Below are 20,688 nucleotides of genomic sequence, written 5' to 3'. Positions count from 1 at the left end.
GCGCCAACCGGGTTTCGGTGAACGACCATGGGCGTCGGTGAACGCAGCCGCCTGATCGTCCTGGCCCTGGCCGTCGCGGGCCTGATCGCTCTGTGCGGTCCTCAGATCGCCGCCATGCTGTCGCCCGCGCCCGCCCGGACGCCGACCCAGGCGTGGAGCCTGTGCCCGGCGCCGAACCTCTGCCGCCCCGTCGACGTTTCAAGCCTGGCGCTGGACGCCCCGATCACCACCCTGACCACGAGCTTCGTCGCCGGCCCGGACGACAGAACCGCCCACCTGGCCCTGCATATCGCCGCCACCGCCAGCGCCGAGGTCCGCTGGAACGGCGCCCTGATCGGGACCAATGGACAGGTCGGCCCCGACCGGGAGCACGAGACGCCCGGACGCTTCAGCTCCCTCATCACCATTCCGCAGGATCGGGTTCGCCTCGGCCCCAACCGCGTCGAGGTCCGGCTGTCGGCCCACCATCTCTGGGCGCCCGTGCGGCGACCAATCCATGACCTGTCGATCGGTCCCTACAGCGATCCGCTGCACGGCACGCTCCGCCACTATTTGCCCACCCTGCTGCTTAGCGGCTTGCTGGCCCTGGCCTTCCTCGGCGCCGCGGGCCTCTGGCTCGCCCGCCGTCCGCCCGGCTCGGCGACCCTCGCCCTGCTGACCGGAGCCGTCCTCGCCCAGACCGCGGTCGAAGCCTCCAAGCTGGCGCTAACCTACAGCTATCCTTGGCAGTTGGTCCGACTCACCGCCGTCGCCGGTCTCGCCGCAATTGCGGCACTGGCCCTCGGATGTTTGGCCCAGGTCTTCGTTCCAGATCGTCGGCTCCGCTGGGGCCTGACCGCGGCCCTCGTCCTCGCCCTGCTGATCGCTCTGTTCGGCCCGCCTTGGTGGGACGCCAAGGCCCTGTGGGCCTTCCGCGCCGGGGCCTTCGCCACCCTGACCGCCGCCACCGTCGGGGCCCTGTCCGGCGTCAGAAACGCGCGGACGGCGCAGGCCGCCAGCGTCGTCGCCCTGACCCTGTCCTGGGCCCCCGACTTCCTCGACACCGGCTACTACCTGCTGTTCCTGACACTGTTCGGTGCGCTGGCGGCGCAGGCGATCCGCCTCGCCCGCCCCGCGCCCGTTCCCTCCACGCTCGCGACGGACGAAACCCTGTCGATCCCGGACGGTTCGTCCCGCCGTCTCATCCGCGCGAGCGACCTGCTCCACGTCCGCGCCTCCGACGACTACAGCCTGATCACCCTGACCGACGGGAAGGAGCTGCTGTCCACGGCCAATCTCTCAGCCCTCGTGCGACTGGCGCCGGGGCATCTGCTGCGCATCCACCGAAGCCACGCCGTCAACCCGGCCTGGATTGCGGCCGTCCACCGATCGGGAAGGTCGGGACCGATTGTCGAACTGAAGGGCGGCATTCGCCTGCCCATAGGTCGCGTCTATCGGGCGGCGCTTGACGAGCGGATAGCCTAGCTCCGGTCGGCCTTGCCCATCGGATTGCACCCGCGCCCTCTCATCAGCACTGGTCGTCTCAAGTTTGCTTCCAGGCTCGGGCCACGGTGAGTCTTGGTAGCGCCAGAAGCGGACATTCGGTCCGGTTCGGAAACCAGGCTTTCTACAGGCTAGCGCGTGATCCTTCCACGGCACGTCGCCGACACAATCGACACTCGCCGCCACACTGCTGTTGTGCAAAATCGTCAGATTCCCGACAGTCGCCGACGACCTGACCGCGCCTATTGCAGGCGGGTCGCAAACCCGCGTTGCATTTCAACAGCGTAGCCCAGCTGGAGAGCGGACCTCGAAAGTCGTCGCTCGGATCAACTCGCCAGCTCGTCTTCGACGGCGGCGTCCTGAGAGTGCGGGCTCCTCGGGCCCTCTTGCCAATATTCTTCAAAGCGTGCGCCGGCGGGCTCGAGCGGCAATCCCAGACCGTTCGCGATGAATGCGACCTGGTGATAAAAGCCGCAGAGCTGGAAGATTTCGAAAACCTGCGCGGGCTCGAAGTACGTTTTGAGCCGGTCGAACTGGTCATCGCTGAGCGTGCTGCGGTCGTGAAGAGCATCGACGGTCTCCAGCAACGCTTGCTCCGCATCGGACCACCGCGAAGGATCAATTGGCCGCTCCAGCGTGCCTGCAACGTCCCCGCGCGACAGGCCGGCAGCTGCAGCGAACATCCAGACGTGGACGCCCCATTCGTACTCGCACCGTGTGAGGGCGCAGGTCCGGTTAATCACCAGCTCACGCTCGCGTAGAGACAGTGGCGAGTCCTCGTCCAACAGCGAGCCCGCGCTGAACTTGGCCCAAGCGCGCGCACTTTGACCAAGAGTGAGAAACAGACTCAAAGGAGGCACACCCGTTTTACCTATGCGGGCAAGGAATGTCTGAAGCGTAGCCGGAAGCGCTCCGTGCTCGGCCGGCAAAATCCTTGTGGCCATGACTTGCTCCCGCTATCAAAACAATAGCGAACTGTTGCTACGGAAATAATAGCGTGTCAATACCTGCGCCCTCGGACAGCGGAAGTGATCGGCCGCAGCGACCGATCATGGCGCTGCTTGATTTGCTCGGTCGTCGTTGGACCATGCGACTGCTCTGGGAGCTAAGGACTGGTCCACTGTCGTCACGAAAGCTTCGTCATGCGGTGGATGGCCTTTCGCCCAGCGTCCTGCAGGATCGGATGGACGAGTTGCGTGGCTCCGCCTTGGTGGAACTGCGCGTTGGAGGCTACGCCTTGACTGAGCTCGGCAAGGATCTGCTTGAGCGCATTCTGCCTCTCCATGCCTTTGCCGAAACTTGGTCAGCAGCACAAAAGGCGGAGAAGCCCTTGCGTGACGATCCCGCGCCGTGAGGCAGGCGGCAGCGACATGTGTACAATTCGCGGTCAGCCGTGGCGGTCAGCGGGGCATGTGTGGATCCAGCGCCCAGACTTGTCGGAACTGCGCCGCTTAGCCGCGAAGGCGCCCCGCCCTATTCTTTGGAGCAAGCCGGGAAGCGCCAGAAGTCGACATCACGAGCGGTGCTGATACGCGATGCTCGGACTAAGCTGGATGAAGCCCGAGTGCACCGCGGAACGCCCGGCCAGCCCGATTAACCTCGCCTTCCGGTATCGTTCACGCCGTACCTGCAAGGACAGTTCGCTCGCCGACAAGTTCGTAGGCGACGCCCGTGCGATCGAACAGGTTCCGGATGAAGCCCGCCGGATCGGCCGCGCCATCGTCGAGGAAGGTGTGGATGTCGGCTTGTAGGGTCGTGTCGGTCGAGAGCGACGACAGGTGGCTCAGCCACCCGGAATAGTGCTGGTCCGTTGCCCGTTTGCTCCACTCTCGACGGAGCTCCGCCTTCCCGGGAGCATCGGGCGTGAGGACGTAGGTCGCTCCGGCAAAGGCGATGGCGAACGCTCCTGTTCCGGCCAGCCACATCGGCATCGGCTTGGGTTTGCGTTTTGACCGTTTCGACCATCTGCGTGGATACCGTGTCATTCAGCCCGGATAGAGCACTGAGGTCTCCAGACCGTCGATCAGCAGGATGAACGGCGACTCCGCGCCAGAAGCGGACATTGGCTTGGCTCCAGAAAGCAGACTTTCCGTTGACCTCGGCCTGAGGTCCGTCTGCCCAGTGCGGTCAACAGCCGAGGCCGCTTGCGGACCCCTCCGTTCTGCGAATGCCGGGCGTTATCCTGACCTGACGAGCCGTTCATGACGGCGCCGCTCGAAGACGGGCGTGTTCGGTCTTGTCAGATCGCTCAGACGAGGCAGCAACTGTCGCAGGGCGACCTGGTCATGTTCGGCCGCGGCGATTTCGGCCAGGGCCAGATCCAGCATCACACCCCAGGCCGCGTCGCCGACCAGACCGCCGACCCGCTCGCGATCGACCTGTGTAAGCAACTGTTTGGCCTCACTGTATCGCCGGTCGAGGACGAGGCACTCGCCGAGATAGAAGCGGATCACATGGGTCAGGGGATAGTCGTCGCCGAACCCCTCGCGGGAGGCGCGATAGGCCTGGTCGAGATGACGCAGGCCCCGACGTCGTTCGTCGGTCCGGCACAGGACGGCGCCCAGGTCGTTCAGCCCGACGAGCGTCTGGTGCGCCCTCCGCCCTTGGCTGATCTCAGCGCCCTTCCAAACCGCCTCGGCCGCCTCGGCCGCTTCGGCGTATCGGCCGAGAGTGGCCAGAACCTCGTAACGGGTCGACTGGAGACCGAGGGTGTAGCGACTGTTGCGGCCGAACCGTTCGGTCATCACCGGCAGTAGGGCATCGCCCTCGACCAGTGCGGTTTCCAGATCGCCGGTCATCAGCCGGGCCTGGGCCAAGTGCTGACGGGCGATCAGCGTATTGGCGTGATCGGGTCCCAGGCTCTTGGCCCAGTCGGCCGCCACCCGCCGGGCAAGAGGCAGTGCTTCTGCCGGACGTCCCAGGCGCATCAGCACCACCGCCTGCTGCTGGCGGACCAACAGGATGTCGCGATCGGAGAGGCCCGCGGGTCGGGTTTCGGCGATGGCGAGGGCGCGGGCGAAGGCCGCGCTGGAGGCGTCGAGATCCTCGAAGAAGCCGATCACCGCTTCCGCCTGGGCGAGATGGAAGCCCAGCATCCCCCTGTCCGCGGCCGAACCCAGGCGACGGCGCTCGGCTTCGGTCAGGGCCTTGGCCTTGGCCAACCCGCCGGGCTGGGCGGACAGAGCCTCTGCCCGGGCGTGCAGCAGCCGGGCGCGCGCCGCAGCGGGGGAATCCTTCAGCCCCGCCCGCTCATAAGCGGCGGCGGCCAAACCGAACGAACGCCGCGCTTCGTCGTACTGTCCGCGCTGGACGAAGGCGGTGGCCAACGACAGGTGCAGGCCGGCGGCCACCTCGGGCTGTCGGGCGAAGCGGGCGTCGACGGTCGAACGGGCGCGCAGGGCGGCCGCCGCCAGCGTCTCGTCCGCGGCCGCCCCGGAGAGAGGATTGGTCTGCCCCAGCAGATCGTCGACCAGGAAGGCGTAGCTGGCCTCGGCCGCCGCCGTCTGGGCCCGGGCCTCGTTTCTCTGGTTGACCGCGACCAGGGCCGCCGTCGAGGTCGCGACAAGGCCGACGGCGCCGAGCCCGATCGCCAGTCGGATCCAGGGGCGCCGGGCGGCGCGCGCTTCCTCGCGGCGACCTTCCGCCTCGCGCCGCTCCGCTTCGGCCTCGGCTGCGGCACGCGCCTTGCGCCGTTCTTCCAGCGTCTCGAGCCGCTCGGCCAGCAGCGCGGCCGATTCCAGACGATGGGCCGGATCGCCGGCGGCCGCCAGGGCGATGTCCTCCCGCACGAGGGGATCGGCGACGTCCCTTTCCCAACCGGCGGCGAGCGGCCGGTCCAGATCGCCCACGGTCATCTGATAGAGGATCAGTCCCAGGGCATAGATGTCTGCGGCCATCCCGGGCGCGGCGCCCGACGCCACCTCGGGCGCGCGATAGGCAGCCGTGTCCGAGCGGGTCGAGGCTTCGTCCTCGCCCGCGGGAAGCCCGCCCGAGATACCGTGCAGGTCCAGAGTGTCCTGGTCGATCAGCCAGCCGCTGCCGAAGTCGGCCAGGCGGACAACCGGAGGCGCATCCGGACGCGTCTCGATCAGCACATTGGCCGGCTTCAGGTCTTTGTGCAGCACGCCGGCCCCGTGCGCGCCGGCCACCGCTCGCGCCAGCTCGGCGACGAGGGCGATGCGGCGTTCCAGCGGCAACCCCTCCAGTCCGCTGTCCAGAGCGCCGGCCCAGGCGCGCATGTCCTGCCCCGCGTCCGCCGCCTCGATGAAGTAGGGCGCCGCGTCGAAATTCCACTCGAGAAGGTCCACGCACGGGCGCCGTTCGCCTAGAACGTTGCGCATCAGCCGAAACAGGGCGACCTCGCGGCGCAGGCTTCGCAGGCGGTCCGGCGCGTCGGCGAACTTGAAGACGCGGGTTTCATCGACCTTCCCGTGACGCGCCCGCCAGACGTCGCCGGCCCCGCTGTTCCCCAACGCCTCCTCGAGCACCCATTGTGGACGTCCCGGGACCGGATCGCCTGGCGCGAAGGCGAACCGGGGCGCCAGGGGGGTGGACAGCTGCTCGATCTCGACCGGGACGGCGAGGCGATAGCCGATGCGGGGTACGGTCTGGACAATGTCGGCCCCGCCCTCGCCAAGCGCGCCGCGCAGCTTGGAGACGGCCGTCGTCAGCGAGGCTTCCACCACATGCACGCTCGGCCAAACGGCATCGAACAGCTCCGCCTTGGTCACCACCTCGCCGGCGCTGAGCAGGAGTTCGTGCAGGACCTGAAGCGGCTTGCCTTCCAGCTCCACGGGCCGACCGGCGACCGACAGGTTCCACGCCGCCTCGTCGAACACGGCGTCCGCGAACCGCCACCTGCGCCGTCTGCGGCGCGGTCCAGAACCGCCGTTTGTCATCTTGCTCCGCCCGAAAACGCCACTGCACGGCGCCAAACTAGGCGGCGGAAGCGCCGCATGGCAACGCTCGACGAGCGCGGGGATGCGACTTCAGAACTTCTTTGGATCAGCTTCAGGACGCCCGCCCGCCGCCTTGCCATCCTCGATCACATGAGCGCGGCTGGCGCGCCGGAATGAAGAGGGCCGACGAGCGATGGAACATCCGCTTTTCCCGAACAGGATCGAACGCGCCGCCGCGGTGGGCGAGTTCAAGCGCGTCGGATCGACCGACCCCGATGTCCTGGCCGCAGCCAAGGCGTCGCTTCTCAAATCCTCGAAGTCGGCCGTCAGGAACGGCTGGGGCCTGGCTGCCTGCGGCGTGCTGGTCTGCCTGACGATCATCGGAATCCCGGCGGGATTGGCCCTCATGGCGATGGGCTGGTGGGTCGCGGCGCGCGCGAAGAAGAACGTCCGTCTGGTGGAGGAGGTCTTCGCCGAATTCACCGCGTCGCCCGCGACGGCGTGACGCCTGCAGGGAGGGAGGAGAAACATGAAGGGCAAGATTCTGGGCGTGGCCACGGAGCAACTCGCGGGCGCCATCACTGGCGACGACGGCAAACGGTACCGCTACGACGCAGCCGAATGGCGCGGAGAGCGCGCCGCGTCGGTCGGGGCCAGTGTAGACTTCGACGTCGAGGGCGGGGTCGCTCGTGACGTCTATCCGGCGGTGGGGGGCTTCGCGGGCGTCGGGGCGAGCGCGACATCCGTGGAGGCCCTGGCGCGGTCGCCGGGCGGTGAACGCGTCATCAGCCTGTTCAGGAACACGCTGGCGCTGCCGGTGGCCTTGGTGGTGCTGGTCGCCTTCTTCCTGCCGGCGCTGTCGTCGCCGGTGAAGACCGTGTCCCAGTTCGGACTGGACAAGGTGGTGGCCTCGACCGGCCTCAATCTGGACGAGGCGGAAGTCGGCCGACGACGCCTGGCGGATCTGGAGCGTGACATCGCGCGCTTCAGAACCGAGGCCGCCCATCGCGGCGCCGAAGCGCCCGACGGCGTGTACGGCTACGGCAACGTCGGGAACCGGCTGGAGTCACTGGAGGAACAGCGAAGCGAAATCCGTAAGGGACTGGGCGCCGTCGATTTCCTGAAGACTGTGAACACCGCCCTGATCCTGCGCTTCACCGCCCTGATCGCGGCGGCGTGGCTGATCTGGCAGACTTGGACGGGGGCCGCATTGCGTCCTTGGGAACTGGCGGCCGGAGCCGCGGCCATCCTCGCGGGCGGCCTGACCTTCCTGCTGAAGTCGGCAATCCTGGGCCTCCTCTCGGCCATGAACCCGATGGGGGAGGCGGCGGCCGCGCAGATGGACAGCCTGGTTTCCATCGGCATCGGACCCTGGCTGCTGCTGGCCGCGGGAGTGATCCTGATCGCTTCCGGTCTCGGCCTGGTCCGCAATCCCCTGGGACGCGCGTGATGAAGACCCTCCTGACCCATCTCACCCTGGTCCTCGCCGTTTCCGTCACGGCCTGTGGATCGGAATCCAGCGCCGCCTCCGGCGAGGCGCGGGGTAACCCGGCCGCCGATGCCGCGGCGGCGGCGAACGCCCTGCCGCCCGCCGCCCTTGCCGCATGGGAATCGTTCGCGCGTGGCCAGTGCCGCGACCAGGGAGAGCGCTTCGCCGCCGTCCGCCTCGCGCCGCTGGCCGGGCGCGGACACGCCGTCGATCTCGTGGAGCAACACTTCGCAGGGGGCAAGGGCGGCTTCGTCTCCGCCGATTTCAATGCGGACGGCCGTCCCGATTTCGTCGTCACCACGCCGGGACATGGTTGCGTCGGTGACGGTCCCGCCTACGGCGATCAGGGTCCGCCGGTCGATTTTATCGTCTCCGTGGCCGGCGGCTACCAAGCGTTCGACGGCTTCATGGACTGGATTTCCCCCACCATGATCGCGCGTCGCGGAGACCGGGACGTGCTCGACCTGCCGATCGGCGTCAACGGCCGCTGTGGGCCAGTGACCACGGTTGCATGGGGCTGGACGGGCGACGGCGTCGACGCCGTGGAGCGGCGCAACGACAGCGGCCAACTCGTCGACCGGGAGGGATGCGCCGTCAGTGCGCAAAGCCACGTTAACGAAGGCGGCGGCGGAAGCTTCCCGCCGATCGAGCCAGGTTATTGGGCGGAGGACGCCAGTTGTTTGGACGCAATCAGGGATGCTCTCGAGATCCCGCTCGACCAGTCAGGCCTGGCCTATTTCGACGCGCAACGAGGTTGGGCGGGTCGTTTTGAGGTGGTGCGATACACGGCCTTGGGCGGCAACCGCTACCGGATGCATGGACGTCATCACACCGAGGTCGGGACGGAACCGGCCCAGATGGACATTCTCGTCGACAGCCGCACCAGCTTCACCGAACAAGGCGAGTTCGCGCGCCGCTACACACATTGTCCGACATCGCAAATCCCCGCCTCCATCCGCCGGGAATTCGAACAATGACCGCCACCGGAAAAGCCAGAACAGCTTCGCCGGGTGACGGACGGAAGCAAAGCCGCGCCGGCCGTCACCGACAAGCCCCATCGCCGCACTCGTCACTGGGCTATATCCGCCTCGCCGAGGCCGGACGCAGAGTGGCTTAACCCCATTCACCGCCGTATCGGCTCGTCCTGGGACCGGGTTTAGGTTCCAGTGCGTGTCCAAGAGCGGACCTTCTGAACGTCAGCAATGAGTCAAAAGCGGTTACGCGGTCAATGAGGGCGTCGTTTTGCCAACAAGCAAAAGGGAGCAAAAAGCAAAAAAGTGATCCGAACGGATCCACTTCTCCCGTAAGTCATTGATTTTTGGAGCGGGCAGCGGGAATCGAACCCGCACGAAAAGCTTGGGAAGCTTTCAGGCTACCACTACATCATGCCCGCGGAGCCGCCCCTGACTTAGGGCCAACGGCTGCGGACCTCAAGACGGGATTGTCCGAAAGGGCGGTCCCGTTTTCGCAGGCGGGACTCGCAAACCGTCTGTCCCGGCGCCAATCTGGCCGGAAACCCGGAGCGCCCTATGCTGTCCCTGCTTCTCGTGCTCGCCGTTGATCCGCCGACGCTGGATCGGGCGCGGACCTGTCAGGCTCACGTCGAACTGCTGATGGAGGACGCCATGCGCGAGGTCGGGCAGGTCGCCGGGCCGACCTGGTTCATCCGGGACTGGTGGAACGAGCAAGCCGAAGCCGCCGGCGCGCCCGGGGATGACTCGGTCGCCTTGGCCGCCCGTAAAGAGGCGCTGAATCGGTTGCGGCTCGCTGACCCCGAAGCCTTCCAGACCGGCCGGGGCGGCTGCGTGGACACGGCGATCGACGCCGGCGCCGTGCCGGGCATGGCGCGGGTCCGGCCCGGAGACTGAACGCCTTTCGTGCACGAAAGAGGGGACGCCGTCGCCGGCGTGCCCCATCTCGCTCGAAGCGGAGGCTTACGCCGCCGCCTTCTCCTTGCCGGCGAAGTTGCCGTAGAAGGTCTCGCCCTTGTCGGCCATGTCGCGCAGGAACTGCGGGACCTTGAAGCGGTCGCCGTAACGTTCGGCGAACGCGTCCGCCTTGGCCACGAAGGCCTTCAGGCCGGTCTGGTCGATGAAGGTGATCGGGCCGCCGGTCCAGGGCGCGAAGCCCCAGGCCAGGATGGCGCCGACGTCGGCTTCGCGCGGGTCGCTGATCACGCCTTCGTCCCAGCATTTGGCCACCTCGACGGCCTGACGGTACAGCAGGCGTTCCTTCTGGTCGGCGACCAGTTCGGGCGTCGAGTCGTTGATCGTCACCGGAGCCAGCTCCGACAGGCCCGACCAAAGCTTCTTGGGCTTGGTGTCGTAGTCGTAGAAGCCCTTGCCGTTCTTCCGACCGTAGCGGCCCAGATCCTCGACCATCTTGCGGACGATTTCGGCGCCCTGCAGCGGCACATAGGCGTCGCCGAGGTCCAGAGCGGTCTGCTTGGCGACCTTGACCGACAGGTCCAGCGCGACGTCGTCGTGCATTTCCAGCGGGCCGCGCGGCATGCCGGTCATGCGACCGATGTTGTCGATCAGGGCCGGGGCGTAGCCTTCCTCCAGCATCGCCAGACCTTCGGCGACGTAGGTGGCGAAGCAGCGCGAGGTGTAGAAGCCGCGGCCGTCGTTGACGACGATCGGGGTCTTCTTGATCTTCAGGATGTAGTCCAGCGACTTGGCGATCGCCGCCTCGCCGGTCTTCTCACCCAGGATCACCTCGACCAGCATCATCTTGTCGACGGGCGAGAAGAAGTGGATGCCGATGAAGTCCTCGGGACGGGCCGAAGCCTCGGCCAGCCCGGTGATCGGCAGGGTCGAGGTGTTGGAGCCGAAGATCGCCCCCGGCTCCAGTTGCGCCTCGGCGCGCTTCGTGACCTCGGCCTTGATCTCGCGGTTCTCGAACACGGCCTCGATGACCAGGTCCGATCCCTTGATCAGATCATAGTCGGTGGTCGCGGTGACCGAACCCAGCAGGGCGTCGAACTTCTCCTGCGTGATCGCGCCGCGCGACAGGCGCTTCTTCAGCAGTTCCTCGACGTGGGCCTTGCCCTTGTCGGCGGCTTCCTGCGTCTGGTCGATCAGAATGGTCTCGATGCCGGCCAGCGCCTGCACATAGGCGATGCCCGCGCCCATCATGCCGGCGCCCAGGACGGTGACCTTCTTCGGGTCCGACTTCGGGATGCCCGCCGGACGCACGGCGCCCTTGTCGAGCTCCTGCTTGGACAGGAACAGCGAGCGGATCATGGCCTGGGCCTGCGGCGTCATCAGGGTCTTGATGAAGTAGCGGGTCTCGATGCGCAGGGCGGCGTCCATCGGAACCTGAACGCCCTCATAGACGGCCTTCATAAGGTTCAGCACGGCCGGATAGTTGCCGTAGGACTGCTTGCGCAGCATGGCGTTGCCGACGATGAAGGTCTGCACGCCCGCCGGGTGGTAGGGGCCGCCGCCGGGCAGTTTGAACGACTTGTCATCCCACGGCTGGGCAGCCTTGCCGCCGCCCTTGATCCACGCCTTGGCGGCGTCGACTTCCGTGCCCTTGGCCACGACCTCGTGGACCACGCCCGCGCCCTTGGCGTCGTTCGGACGCCAGGGCTTGCCTTCGCTCATCGCCATCAGGGCGTTCTGCACGCCGATCAGGCGGGTCAGGCGCTGGGTGCCGCCGCCGCCGGGGAAGAGGCCGACCTTGATCTCGGGCAGACCCAGCTGAATCTTCGAGTCATCGGCCACCACGCGGTAATGGCAGGCCAGCGTCAGCTCGAGGCCGCCGCCGAGGGCCAGGCCGTTGATGGCCGCGGCCACCGGCTTGCCGCAGGTTTCCAGCGCGCGCAGGGCGCCGTTCATCTTCCAGCCCGCGTCGAAGGCGTCCTGCAGGCTGGTCCCGCCGATCATGCCGCCGGCGATGTCGCCCAGGTCGGCGCCGGCGCAGAAGCCGCTCGCCTTGCCCGAGGTCAGGACCGCGCCCTTGATGGCGTCATCGGTCTTGATGCGTTCGACCCACTCGGGGATTTCGTTCATCACCGAGCCGGTCAGGGTGTTCATCGAGCGTCCCGGGACGTCGAAGGTGATCAGGGCGATGCCGTCGGCATCCACGTCGATCTTGAAGTTTTCCATGGTTCTATTCCCTCGGATCAGACGCGTTCGATGACGGTGGCGGTGCCCATGCCGCCGCCGATGCACAGGGTGATCAGGGCGGTCTCCTTGTTCGAGCGCTCCAGCTCGTCGAGGGCGATGCCGGTGATCATGGCGCCGGTTGCGCCGAGCGGGTGGCCCATCGAGATGCCGCCGCCGTTCACATTGATCTTGTCGTGCGGGATGTTCAGCGCCTGCATGTAACGCAGGACCACGGCGGCGAAGGCTTCGTTCAGCTCCCACACGTCGATGTCGGCGGTGGTCATGCCCAGCTTGCCGAGCAGCTTCTGGGTCACGAACTCCGGACCCGTCAGCATGATGGACGGCTCCGAGCCGATCGAGGCGGCGCCCTTGATGCGGGCGCGCGGCTTCAGGCCCAGCGCCTTGCCGGCCTCCAGCGAGCCGATCAGCACGCCGGCCGAACCGTCCACGATGCCCGACGAGTTGCCGGGGGTGTGCACGTGGTTCACGCGCTCAACCTCGGGGTAGCGCTGGTTGATCACGGCGTCGAAGGCGAACTCGCCCATCTGGGCGAAGGACGGGTTCAGCGACCCCATGGTCTGCATGTCGGCGTTGGGACGGATGGTCTCGTCACGGTCCAGACGGATCAGGCCCAGCTGGTCCTTCACCGGGATCACCGACTTGGCGAAGCGGCCCTCGGCCCAGCTCTTGGCGGCGCGCTTGTGGCTTTCGACCGAATAGGCGTCCACGTCGTCGCGGCTGAAGCCGTATTTCGACGCGATCATGTCGGCCGAGACGCCCTGCGGCACGAAGTAGGTCGGGAAGGCCGAGGTCGGGTCGATCGGCCAGGCGCCGCCGTCCGAACCCATGGGCACGCGGCTCATGGCCTCGATTCCGCCGCCGACGGCGAAGTCGGCCTCACCGGCCTTCACCTTGGCTGCGGCCATGTTCACAGCTTCCAGACCCGAGGCGCAGAAGCGGTTGATCTGCACGCCCGCGGTCGTCTGGGCCCAACCGGCGCTCAGCACGGCGGTGCGGGCGATGTCCGAGCCCTGCTCGCCCACCGGCGAAACGCAGCCCAGGATCACGTCGTCCACCCTGGAGGTGTCCAGATCGTTGCGGTCCCGCAGGGCTTCCAGCACCTGGGTCGCCAGCGACAGGGCGGTGATCTCGTGCAGCGAGCCGTCCTTCTTGCCCTTGCCGCGCGGGGTGCGCACGGCGTCGTAGATATAGGCGTCGGCCATGGAGGATCTCTCTCTTTGGTCCCCTAACACTCGCGACGCGGTCGCTCGCTACTTGAGGGGAGGAGGGTGCGGAATTGAAACTCGGGCGTCAGAAAGCGTACGTTTACGTCAACGTCAAGTATGGACGTGGTCACGTCTCCGAAAGGGGTGGATGACCCTGTCGGGAAAAAATCGCGAAAGCCTGTCTTCCCGACACTCCCGATACATTTCGGGAAATGTGCACTCGGAAAAAAATGGAGTGCACAAAGGTGCACTTTTTCCCGTCAGGCGGGGGATGCGGCGCGTGGTTCTATCGGTGGCGATGTCAAAGACCTGAACCGGGACAGACTAGCAGGCCGATGCGTCAGATTTGGACGTGTGGTCGGCCAGACAGGCTTCGGCGCCCGAGTTGGCAGAGTTGGAAGGTGTCGGGAGTATCGGCTTATTCCGCCGCGTGGCAGACCGCCTCGACGTTGAATCCGTCCGGATCGAAGACGAAGGCGGCGTAGTAGGTGTCGCCATAGTGGGGGCGCAGGCCCGGAGGGCCGTGATCCCGGCCTCCGGCGGCGACAGCGGCGGCATGGAAGGCGTCGACCTGATCGCGGGTCGTCGCGCGGAAGGCGATATGGTTCGCCTCGCCGGGCCGGTCCTTGTCGGCGATGACGAAGTCGATCTCGCCGTCCACGCCGAACATGACGACGGTGGTTCCGCCCTCGTCGATCACTTGCACGACAGCATAGCCGAGCGGGGCCAGCGCCTGTTCATAGAAGGCTCGCGACCGGGCGATGTCGGTGACGTCCAGTCCGATGTGGTCGAGCATGATGGAGAACTCCCTGTGTTCGATCTCCAACGCGCGAAAGGTCCGTTATGTCGGCTCTCCAACCCCCGGAAGGCCGAATTCGAGCGAACGACTCTCAGCTAGCTGTGCTGTGGGAACACCTGTCGATCCCGACGTTTGGGCCGGGGAAGCCATTGCTCAGGAGGAACACCCTATGGCCCAGACCTACGAAGAGATGGACGCCGTCGCCATGCTGAAGGCCGATCACCGCAAGGTGGAGGAGATCTTCGAGGCGTTTGAAAAGGCGACCGGCCGCGACCGCAAGCAGAAGCTGGCCGAACAGGCCTGTCTCGAATTGAAGGTCCACACCGCCATTGAGGAGGAAATCTTCTATCCGGCCTGTCGCGGACGGATCGAGGATGATCTGCTGGACGAAAGCTATGTCGAGCACGACGCCGCCAAACAACTGATCAACGAGATCGAGGCGGGCAGCCCGGACGAGGACTTCTACGACGCCAAGGTCAAGGTGCTGTCCGAGATGATCGAGCACCACGTCAAGGAAGAGGAGCAGCGGGTCGAGGGCATGTTCAGCCAGGCCCGCGCCGCCGGTCTGGATATGGATGACCTCGCCGACCGGATGCGCGCCCGCAAGATGACGGCGATGGAGGAGTTCCAGGGCGGCAAGTCCGCGCAGACGCGCACCATGGAAGGGGATGACGTGCAAAGCGCCCTGACCGACGAGCCGATGGACGGGCAGGGCGTACCGCTGGATCGCTAGCGGGAACGCAAGGCGAGGCTTTACGCTTTGATCCCGCCCCCTTCTTGCGGAGTTTCGATGTATCGCCTCGCCTGTCTCGTCATTGTGGGAAGTCTCGCCGCGACGCCGGGCCATGCGGACCCGGATGGGATCAACGTCCGTCAGGTCGACCCTGATCCTCGTCTGGTGCGTCCGGTCGCGCCACCGCGCGACAGCCTGCCGTCCGATGCCATCGAGGTGCGGCTACTGCGCGCCCACAACGCCGAACGCGCCACGGTCGGCGCGCCGCCGCTGATCTGGGACGACGGGCTGGAGCGCGAGGCGCGGGTCTGGGCCCGGCATCTGATCAATTCCCGAACCTTTGAACACGATCCGACGCCCCATGGTCACGGTGAAAACCTGTGGGGCGGATGGGGCAGTCGTCGCTGGACCCCCGAACAGATGGTCGGGGAGTGGATCGCCGAGAAGGCGCAGTATCGGCACGCCACCTTCCCGGCGGTCAGCCGTACCGGCGACTGGAGCGCCGTGGGCCACTACACCCAGATCGTCTGGAGCCGCACCACCCACGTCGGCTGCGCCCTCGAGCGCCGCCGGGATCGGGCGGTGCTGGCCTGCCGCTACTCACCGCCGGGCAATATCGACGGGTTGCGAGCCTATTGAGACCGGTTCAGGCCGCTTGGTGAAGAGTGCTGGTGAGTAATGAGTGGAGACCGCGCGCGATGCCGGCGCCAGCGCCCTGCTCACTACTCACCAGCACTTTTCACCCAAGCGTCAGCTCACGTAACCCGCCTGCATCAGTTCGGCGATGTGGGCGATGGCGATGGGGCGGGCGTCCTCGACCACCAGCAGGGTGGCGATCTTGTTCTGGGTCATCAGGTCGATGGCGTCGCTCATACGGGCGGCGGGGTCGATGACCTTGGGTCTGGGGCTCATCACATCGGCGGCCGTAAGGCTCGACAGGTCGCCGCGCGCGAACGCCCGACGCACGTCGCCGTCGGTGACGATCCCGGCCAGGGTTCCGTCCGTATTGACGACCGCGGCGGCGCCCTTGCGGCCCTCGGTAATGGCCGAGACGACCTCGGCGAACGTCGCGCCCAGCGGCACGGTGGCCGGCGCCGGCGGACGGTCGCCCATCCAGTCGCGCACGCTCTGCAGGCTCATGCCCAGCTTGCCGCCGGGATGGTGAAGGCCGAAGTCTTCCGCCGTAAAGCCGCGACGCTCGGTCAGGACCATGGCCAGCGCGTCGCCCATGGCCAGCGTCATCAGGGTCGAGGTGGTCGGCGCCAGACCGTCAGGATGGGCCTCCGGCGCGTTCGGCAGGGTCAGGCAGACCGCCGACGACCGGCCCAGGAAGCTGCCCGGGCGCTGGGTGATGCCGATGACCGGAATGCCCTCGCGCTGGCAGTAGATCAGCGGATCGCGCAGCTCGCGGCTTTCGCCCGAGTTGGAGATGGCCAGAAGGGTCACGTCCTTGCGCAGCATGCCCAGATCGCCGTGGCTCATCTCGGCCGGGTGAACGAAGAAGGCGTTGGTGCCGGTGGACGCCAGCGTCGCGGCGATCTTGCCGCCGATATGGCCCGACTTGCCCATGCCGGTCACGACCAGATAGCCGGGCCGCGACAGGATGATCTCGACCGCCCTGGCCAGACTGTCGTCGATGGCGGCTTCCAGCTGTTGCAGGGCCGCGATGTTCAGGCCGATCACCTCGCGAGCGCGGGCGACCATTTTCGCCACGTCGGGGGCTTCGGTGTCGGCGGGCAGGGGGGCGTGTTCGGTCATGGCGGGGAATTGACCCATCCGCGCGCGTTTCACAATCGCCTGAGTCACGGGCGCCGGCGTCACTGGGCTTTGCTGCAACTGCGAAATAAAGCCGCCCGGGAAGGAAACCCTTCGGCTCTGAAGCGTTACCGATCACATGGGGCCGTCTGATCTGACTGTCGACGCTGTGGATGCAGCGGTCGAAACCTTCACGCGTTTGCCGACGCCGCCGTCGCGGCTGGAGCGCATCTCCCTCTTTCTCGATCTGGACGGGGTCCTGGCGGAATTCGCCTCCACCCCTGATGGGGTCGTGCCTGTGAGTCGGCGCACCGAAGCGCTGCGGGCGATACAGACGCGCCTGAACGGTCGTGTCGCGATCGTCAGTGGCCGGACGGTCGCCGAGATCGACCGGATCACCGACAATGTCATCGCCTCGGCCTCGGGCGTGCACGGGCTGGAGCGCCGACGCGCCGACGGAACCTTCCTGCGCGCCGAAGCCTCAAAGAGCCTCCGCGCGGTGATCGCCGCCTTCGAGGCTTTCGCCCGCGCTCATCCCGGCGTGGTGGTCGAGGACAAGGGTGTTTCCGCCGGCCTGCATTTCCGGGGCGCGCCTGATGCGGCCCAGGACGCGGAGAGCCTGGCCCGCCGTCTGGCCGATGAACATGGGCTGATGCTTCAGCCCGGGCACATGGTCCTCGAGCTGAAAACCCCGGGCGCCAGCAAGGGTACGGCCCTGACGGCCTTCATGCAGGAGGCGCCGTTCGCGGGTGGCGTGCCGGTCATGCTGGGCGATGACCAGACCGACGAGGACGGCTTCCGGGCCGCGACGAACCTGGGCGGTTTCGGCGTGCTGGTCGGTCCGCCACGCGCGACCGCCGCCCGCTACAGCCTGACCGGCGTGACCGCCGTGCTCGACTGGCTGGAACAGTTGGAGAGCGACGTATGACCCGCCCCGATCTTGACCTCGCCCCCATCGGCAACTGCTCGATCAGCGCCCTGATCGACCGGCGTGGCCGCTATGTCTGGGCCTGCGCCCCGCGCGTGGACGGCGACCCCGTCTTCTCGGCCCTGATGGACGGCGACGACCCCGATCACGGCTACTGGGATATCGAGCTGGAGGGGCTGAAGCACATCAGCCAGGCCTATGTCCGCAACACGCCCGTCTTGCGCACCGTGCTGACCGCCGCGGACGGCGCGGCGGTGGAGATCATCGACTTCTGCCCCCGCCACCCGAAGCACAGCCGCACCTATCGCCCGCTGGCCTATGGCCGGATCGTGCGTCCGCTGGAGGGGTCGCCCCGCATCCGCGTGCGCCTGCGTCCCTCCGCCGACTGGGGCGCGCGCCGGGCCGAGCGGACCAGCGGCTCTAACCACATCCGCTATCTGTGCACGGACGTTACGCTGCGCCTGACCACGGACTGCCCGGTCTCGCACATTCTCAACGAGCGAACCTTCCGGCTGGAGAAGGCCCATGCCTTCTTCCTGGGGCCGGACGAGGGCTACGATCAGGACGTCGGTCCCGGTGTCTCGGCGGCTCTGGATCGCACCGTGGCCTACTGGCAGGACTGGGTGCGCAAGCTCTATCTCCCGCTGGACTATCAGGAGGCCGTGATCCGCGCGGCGATCACGCTGAAGCTCTGCGCCTATGAGGAGACCGGAGCCATCGTCGCGGCCCTGACCACCTCGGTGCCCGAGTTCCCCGAGAGCGGGCGCAACTGGGACTATCGCTACTGCTGGATCCGTGACGCCTATTATGTCGTGCGGGCGCTGAACCGTCTGGGCGCGGTCGACATCCTCGAGAACTACCTCGGCTATCTGCGCAATCTGGTCGACTCGTCGGCGGGCGGCCACGTCCAGCCGGTCTATGGCGTCGGTCTGGAAGAGGACATTGACGAGCGGATCACCGAAACGGTCGCCGGCTACCGCGGCATGAAGCCGGTCCGCGTCGGCAATCAGGCGCGCGAGCATCTTCAGCACGACGTGTACGGCCAGATCGTCCTGCCGCTGGTGCAGGCCTTCTATGATCAGCGCCTGCTGCGCCCCGGCACGATCGACGACTTCCACGCGCTGGAGAAGGTCGGCGAGCGCGCCTACGCCATGCACGATCAGGTCGACGCCGGCCTGTGGGAGTTCCGCACCATCGCCCGGGTGCACACCTATTCGTCCGTCATGTGCTGGGCCGCCTGCGACCGTCTGGCCAAGGCGGCGGAGCATCTGCATCTGTATGACCGTGGCGAGGTCTGGCGCGCGCGGGCCGACGAAATCCGCACCCGGATCGAGAAGGAAGCCTATCTGCCGGACGAGGGCCGCTTCGCCGCCAGCTTCGGCAATCGCGAACTGGACGCCAGCCTGCTGCAGCTGACCGATCTGGGCTTCCTGGACGCCATGGACCCGCGCCAGGTCGCCACCTTCGACGCCATCGAACGGGACCTGAAGAAGGGACCCTACCTGTTCCGCTATGTGGAGCCTGACGATTTCGGCGAGCCGGAGACGGCTTTCAACTTCTGCACCTTCTGGTTCATCGAGGCCCTGCATCAGAACGGCCGCGATGAGGAAGCGCGCGAAATCTTCGAACAGATGCTGAGCCGGCGCACGCACGCCGGACTGCTCAGCGAGGACATCTCGCTGGGCGACGACGAGCTGTGGGGCAACTACCCGCAGACCTACTCGCTGGTCGGCATTATCAACTGCGCCGTGCTGCTCAGCCGGTCGTGGACGGATGTGCGTTAGAGGGGATCACGACAATGCGTTGCCACCAAACCGCGAGCCACGCGGTTAAGCGGCCATGAGCCGCCTTATCGTCGTTTCCAACCGGGTCTCGGCCCCGAAGGACCCCGCCTCGGGCTCGGCGGGCGGTCTGGCCATGGCCCTGTCCGCCGCCCTGCGCAAATACGACGGCCTGTGGTTCGGCTGGTCGGGCGAGACGGTTGAAAAATTCACCGGCGAGCTGAAGATCGAGGACCGCGCTGGCGTCACCGTCGGGCTGGTGGATCTCGAGGCCCAGGACGTCGACGAGTACTATAACGGCTACGCCAACAAGACCCTCTGGCCCCTGTTCCACCATCGCACCGATCTGGCTGCCTATGAGCGGTCCTACGGCGAGGGCTACGAGCGGACGAACGCCCGCTTCGCCGATGTGCTGGCGCCCCTGATCCAGCCGGACGACGTCATCTGGATTCACGACTACCACATGATCCCGATGGCCCGGGACCTGCGGCGGCGCGGGATCACCAACCGTATCGGCTTCTTCCTGCACACGCCCTGGCCCGCCCGGCAGCTTCTGGTCACCCTGCCGCACCATCGGCGACTGGTGGAGTCGATGTTCGATTACGACCTGATCGGCTTCCACACCCGCGAGTGGATGGAGCTGTTCCAGCGCTACGTCGAGGTAGAGGAAAAGGGCTCGGTCACGCCGGACGGCCGGGTCGAAGGCTTCGGCCGCAGCGTCCAGACCGGCGTCTTCCCTATCGGGATCGACGTGGACGAGTTCATGTCCGCGCGAAACTCCGTGCTCGGACGACGCACCTATGACCGCATGTCGGCCTCGGCCGCCTTCCGCTCGATGATGGTCGGCGTGGACCGGCTGGACTACTCCAAGGGGCTGGAGGAACGGCTGTCGGGTTACGACCAGTTCCTGAAGGACAACCCCGACAAGCGCGGCGAGGTCTTCCTGCTGCAGGTGACCCCGATCAGCCGGGACGACGTGGACACCTATCAGGACATCCGCGCCCGGCTGGACGCGCTGGCGGGCCGGATCAACGGCGAGTTCGCCGACATGGACTGGCAACCGATCCGCTATCTGAACCGCACCTATCGCCGGGATCAGCTGGCGGGCATCTATCGCGCCGCGCGGGTGGGGCTGGTCACCCCCTTGCGCGACGGGATGAACCTTGTGGCCAAGGAATATGTGGCGGCCCAGAACCCGGACGATCCGGGCGTGCTGGTCCTGTCCCGCTTCGCCGGCGCCGCCGAGCAGATGCGGGAAGCCCTTCTGGTCAATCCGTTCAGCCGCGAGGAGCTGTCCGACGCCATCAAGAAGGCGCTGGATATGCCGTTGGTCGAACGTCGCCGTCGCTGGGAGGCCCTGATGACGGTGGTGCGGGACACCGACGTCAGCATCTGGCGCGACGACTTCGTGACCGCGCTGAAGGCCGTGGTCCGGCCCGCGAACGGCGGCGACAACGCCGCCGCCCACGCGGCCTGACCGGACCT

The 20,688-nt window shown here is 67.0% G+C and carries 18 protein-coding genes and 1 tRNA gene; 11 read left to right on the top strand and 8 right to left on the bottom strand.

All coding sequences use genetic code 11. The annotated features are described in order from the left end of the window. The first annotated feature begins 27 nt into the window (after positions 1 to 27). Entirely contained in the window at positions 28 to 1,464 is a 1,437-nt protein-coding gene (locus FKQ52_RS14520; protein WP_141627843.1) for a LytTR family DNA-binding domain-containing protein, read from the top strand. Positions 1,465 to 1,808: 344 nt separating this feature from the next. On the opposite strand, the gene FKQ52_RS14515 is transcribed toward FKQ52_RS14520, so the two are convergent. Further along, entirely contained in the window at positions 1,809 to 2,333 is a 525-nt protein-coding gene (locus FKQ52_RS14515; protein ID WP_205750776.1) for a carboxymuconolactone decarboxylase family protein, read from the bottom strand. Positions 2,334 to 2,533: 200 nt separating this feature from the next. Between FKQ52_RS14515 and FKQ52_RS14510 the strand changes: the two genes are divergently transcribed. Continuing rightward, positions 2,534 to 2,836 carry a helix-turn-helix domain-containing protein gene (locus tag FKQ52_RS14510; RefSeq protein WP_141627841.1) on the top strand — a complete coding sequence of 101 codons (303 nt, stop codon included), beginning with the start codon at positions 2,534 to 2,536 and terminating at the stop codon, positions 2,834 to 2,836. 262 nt (positions 2,837 to 3,098) lie between these two features. On the opposite strand, the gene FKQ52_RS14505 is transcribed toward FKQ52_RS14510, so the two are convergent. After that, the gene (locus FKQ52_RS14505; RefSeq protein WP_141627840.1) at positions 3,099 to 3,413 is read right to left on the bottom strand and encodes a hypothetical protein; all 315 of its coding nucleotides are present in this window, start codon (positions 3,411 to 3,413) and stop codon (positions 3,099 to 3,101) included. A gap of 246 nt (positions 3,414 to 3,659) precedes the next feature. Further along, positions 3,660 to 6,320, bottom strand: coding sequence for a tetratricopeptide repeat protein (locus FKQ52_RS14500; protein ID WP_168196874.1), 2,661 nt, complete (start codon positions 6,318 to 6,320; stop codon positions 3,660 to 3,662). 253 nt (positions 6,321 to 6,573) lie between these two features. Here FKQ52_RS14500 and FKQ52_RS14495 point away from each other — a divergent pair, with 253 nt between their 5' ends. From FKQ52_RS14495 to FKQ52_RS14485, 3 genes are read left to right on the top strand one after another with little or no spacing between them, the layout of a single operon-like run. Further along, positions 6,574 to 6,885: a YccF domain-containing protein gene (locus FKQ52_RS14495; RefSeq protein ID WP_141627838.1), complete on the top strand. Its 312-nt coding sequence runs from the start codon at positions 6,574 to 6,576 to the stop codon at positions 6,883 to 6,885. Between the two features lie 24 nt (positions 6,886 to 6,909). Then, complete coding sequence (locus FKQ52_RS14490; protein ID WP_141627837.1) at positions 6,910 to 7,830, top strand: hypothetical protein; 921 nt, start codon at positions 6,910 to 6,912, stop codon at positions 7,828 to 7,830. Next, positions 7,830 to 8,846: a hypothetical protein gene (locus tag FKQ52_RS14485; protein WP_141627836.1), complete on the top strand. Its 1,017-nt coding sequence runs from the start codon at positions 7,830 to 7,832 to the stop codon at positions 8,844 to 8,846. Before FKQ52_RS14490 ends, FKQ52_RS14485 begins: the two co-directional genes overlap by 1 nt. Before the next feature lie 342 nt (positions 8,847 to 9,188). On the opposite strand, the gene FKQ52_RS14480 is transcribed toward FKQ52_RS14485, so the two are convergent. Beyond that, positions 9,189 to 9,262, bottom strand: a tRNA-Gly gene (locus tag FKQ52_RS14480). 136 nt (positions 9,263 to 9,398) lie between these two features. Between FKQ52_RS14480 and FKQ52_RS14475 the strand changes: the two genes are divergently transcribed. After that, the gene (locus FKQ52_RS14475; protein ID WP_141627835.1) at positions 9,399 to 9,737 is read left to right on the top strand and encodes a hypothetical protein; all 339 of its coding nucleotides are present in this window, start codon (positions 9,399 to 9,401) and stop codon (positions 9,735 to 9,737) included. A gap of 66 nt (positions 9,738 to 9,803) precedes the next feature. On the opposite strand, the gene FKQ52_RS14470 is transcribed toward FKQ52_RS14475, so the two are convergent. From FKQ52_RS14470 to FKQ52_RS14460, 3 genes are all read right to left on the bottom strand, one after another. Further along, positions 9,804 to 11,981, bottom strand: a complete 2,178-nt coding sequence (locus FKQ52_RS14470) for a 3-hydroxyacyl-CoA dehydrogenase NAD-binding domain-containing protein (RefSeq protein WP_141627834.1) — start codon at positions 11,979 to 11,981, stop codon at positions 9,804 to 9,806. Positions 11,982 to 11,998: 17 nt separating this feature from the next. Then, entirely contained in the window at positions 11,999 to 13,204 is a 1,206-nt protein-coding gene (locus tag FKQ52_RS14465) for an acetyl-CoA C-acetyltransferase (protein ID WP_141627833.1), read from the bottom strand. A 421-nt stretch (positions 13,205 to 13,625) separates the two neighbouring features. After that, positions 13,626 to 14,003 carry a VOC family protein gene (locus FKQ52_RS14460; RefSeq protein WP_141627832.1) on the bottom strand — a complete coding sequence of 126 codons (378 nt, stop codon included), beginning with the start codon at positions 14,001 to 14,003 and terminating at the stop codon, positions 13,626 to 13,628. Positions 14,004 to 14,175: 172 nt separating this feature from the next. On the opposite strand from FKQ52_RS14460, the gene FKQ52_RS14455 reads away from it, so the two are divergent. Continuing rightward, complete coding sequence (locus FKQ52_RS14455) at positions 14,176 to 14,739, top strand: hemerythrin domain-containing protein (RefSeq protein ID WP_141627831.1); 564 nt, start codon at positions 14,176 to 14,178, stop codon at positions 14,737 to 14,739. 57 nt (positions 14,740 to 14,796) lie between these two features. Then, entirely contained in the window at positions 14,797 to 15,378 is a 582-nt protein-coding gene (locus tag FKQ52_RS14450; RefSeq protein ID WP_141627830.1) for a CAP domain-containing protein, read from the top strand. Positions 15,379 to 15,489: 111 nt separating this feature from the next. On the opposite strand, the gene FKQ52_RS14445 is transcribed toward FKQ52_RS14450, so the two are convergent. Continuing rightward, positions 15,490 to 16,497, bottom strand: coding sequence for an SIS domain-containing protein (locus tag FKQ52_RS14445; RefSeq protein WP_205750774.1), 1,008 nt, complete (start codon positions 16,495 to 16,497; stop codon positions 15,490 to 15,492). Between the two features lie 136 nt (positions 16,498 to 16,633). Here FKQ52_RS14445 and otsB point away from each other — a divergent pair, with 136 nt between their 5' ends. The 3 genes from otsB to otsA are packed head-to-tail and all read left to right on the top strand — an operon-like array spanning position 16,634 to position 20,680. Next, positions 16,634 to 17,422, top strand: a complete 789-nt coding sequence (otsB, locus tag FKQ52_RS14440; RefSeq protein ID WP_141627829.1) for a trehalose-phosphatase — start codon at positions 16,634 to 16,636, stop codon at positions 17,420 to 17,422. Continuing rightward, a complete protein-coding gene (locus tag FKQ52_RS14435; protein WP_141627828.1) occupies positions 17,419 to 19,206 on the top strand; it encodes a glycoside hydrolase family 15 protein in 1,788 nt (595 codons plus the stop codon). Before otsB ends, FKQ52_RS14435 begins: the two co-directional genes overlap by 4 nt. 55 nt (positions 19,207 to 19,261) lie before the next feature. Beyond that, complete coding sequence (gene otsA / locus FKQ52_RS14430; protein WP_141627827.1) at positions 19,262 to 20,680, top strand: alpha,alpha-trehalose-phosphate synthase (UDP-forming); 1,419 nt, start codon at positions 19,262 to 19,264, stop codon at positions 20,678 to 20,680. Positions 20,681 to 20,688 lie beyond the last annotated feature (8 nt).

This window comes from Brevundimonas sp. M20, assembly GCF_006547065.1.
In the GTDB taxonomy this organism is placed as follows: domain Bacteria; phylum Pseudomonadota; class Alphaproteobacteria; order Caulobacterales; family Caulobacteraceae; genus Brevundimonas.
The sequence above is the reverse complement of the archived record's forward strand: the minus strand, read 5'-3'. Positions and strand labels throughout refer to the sequence as shown.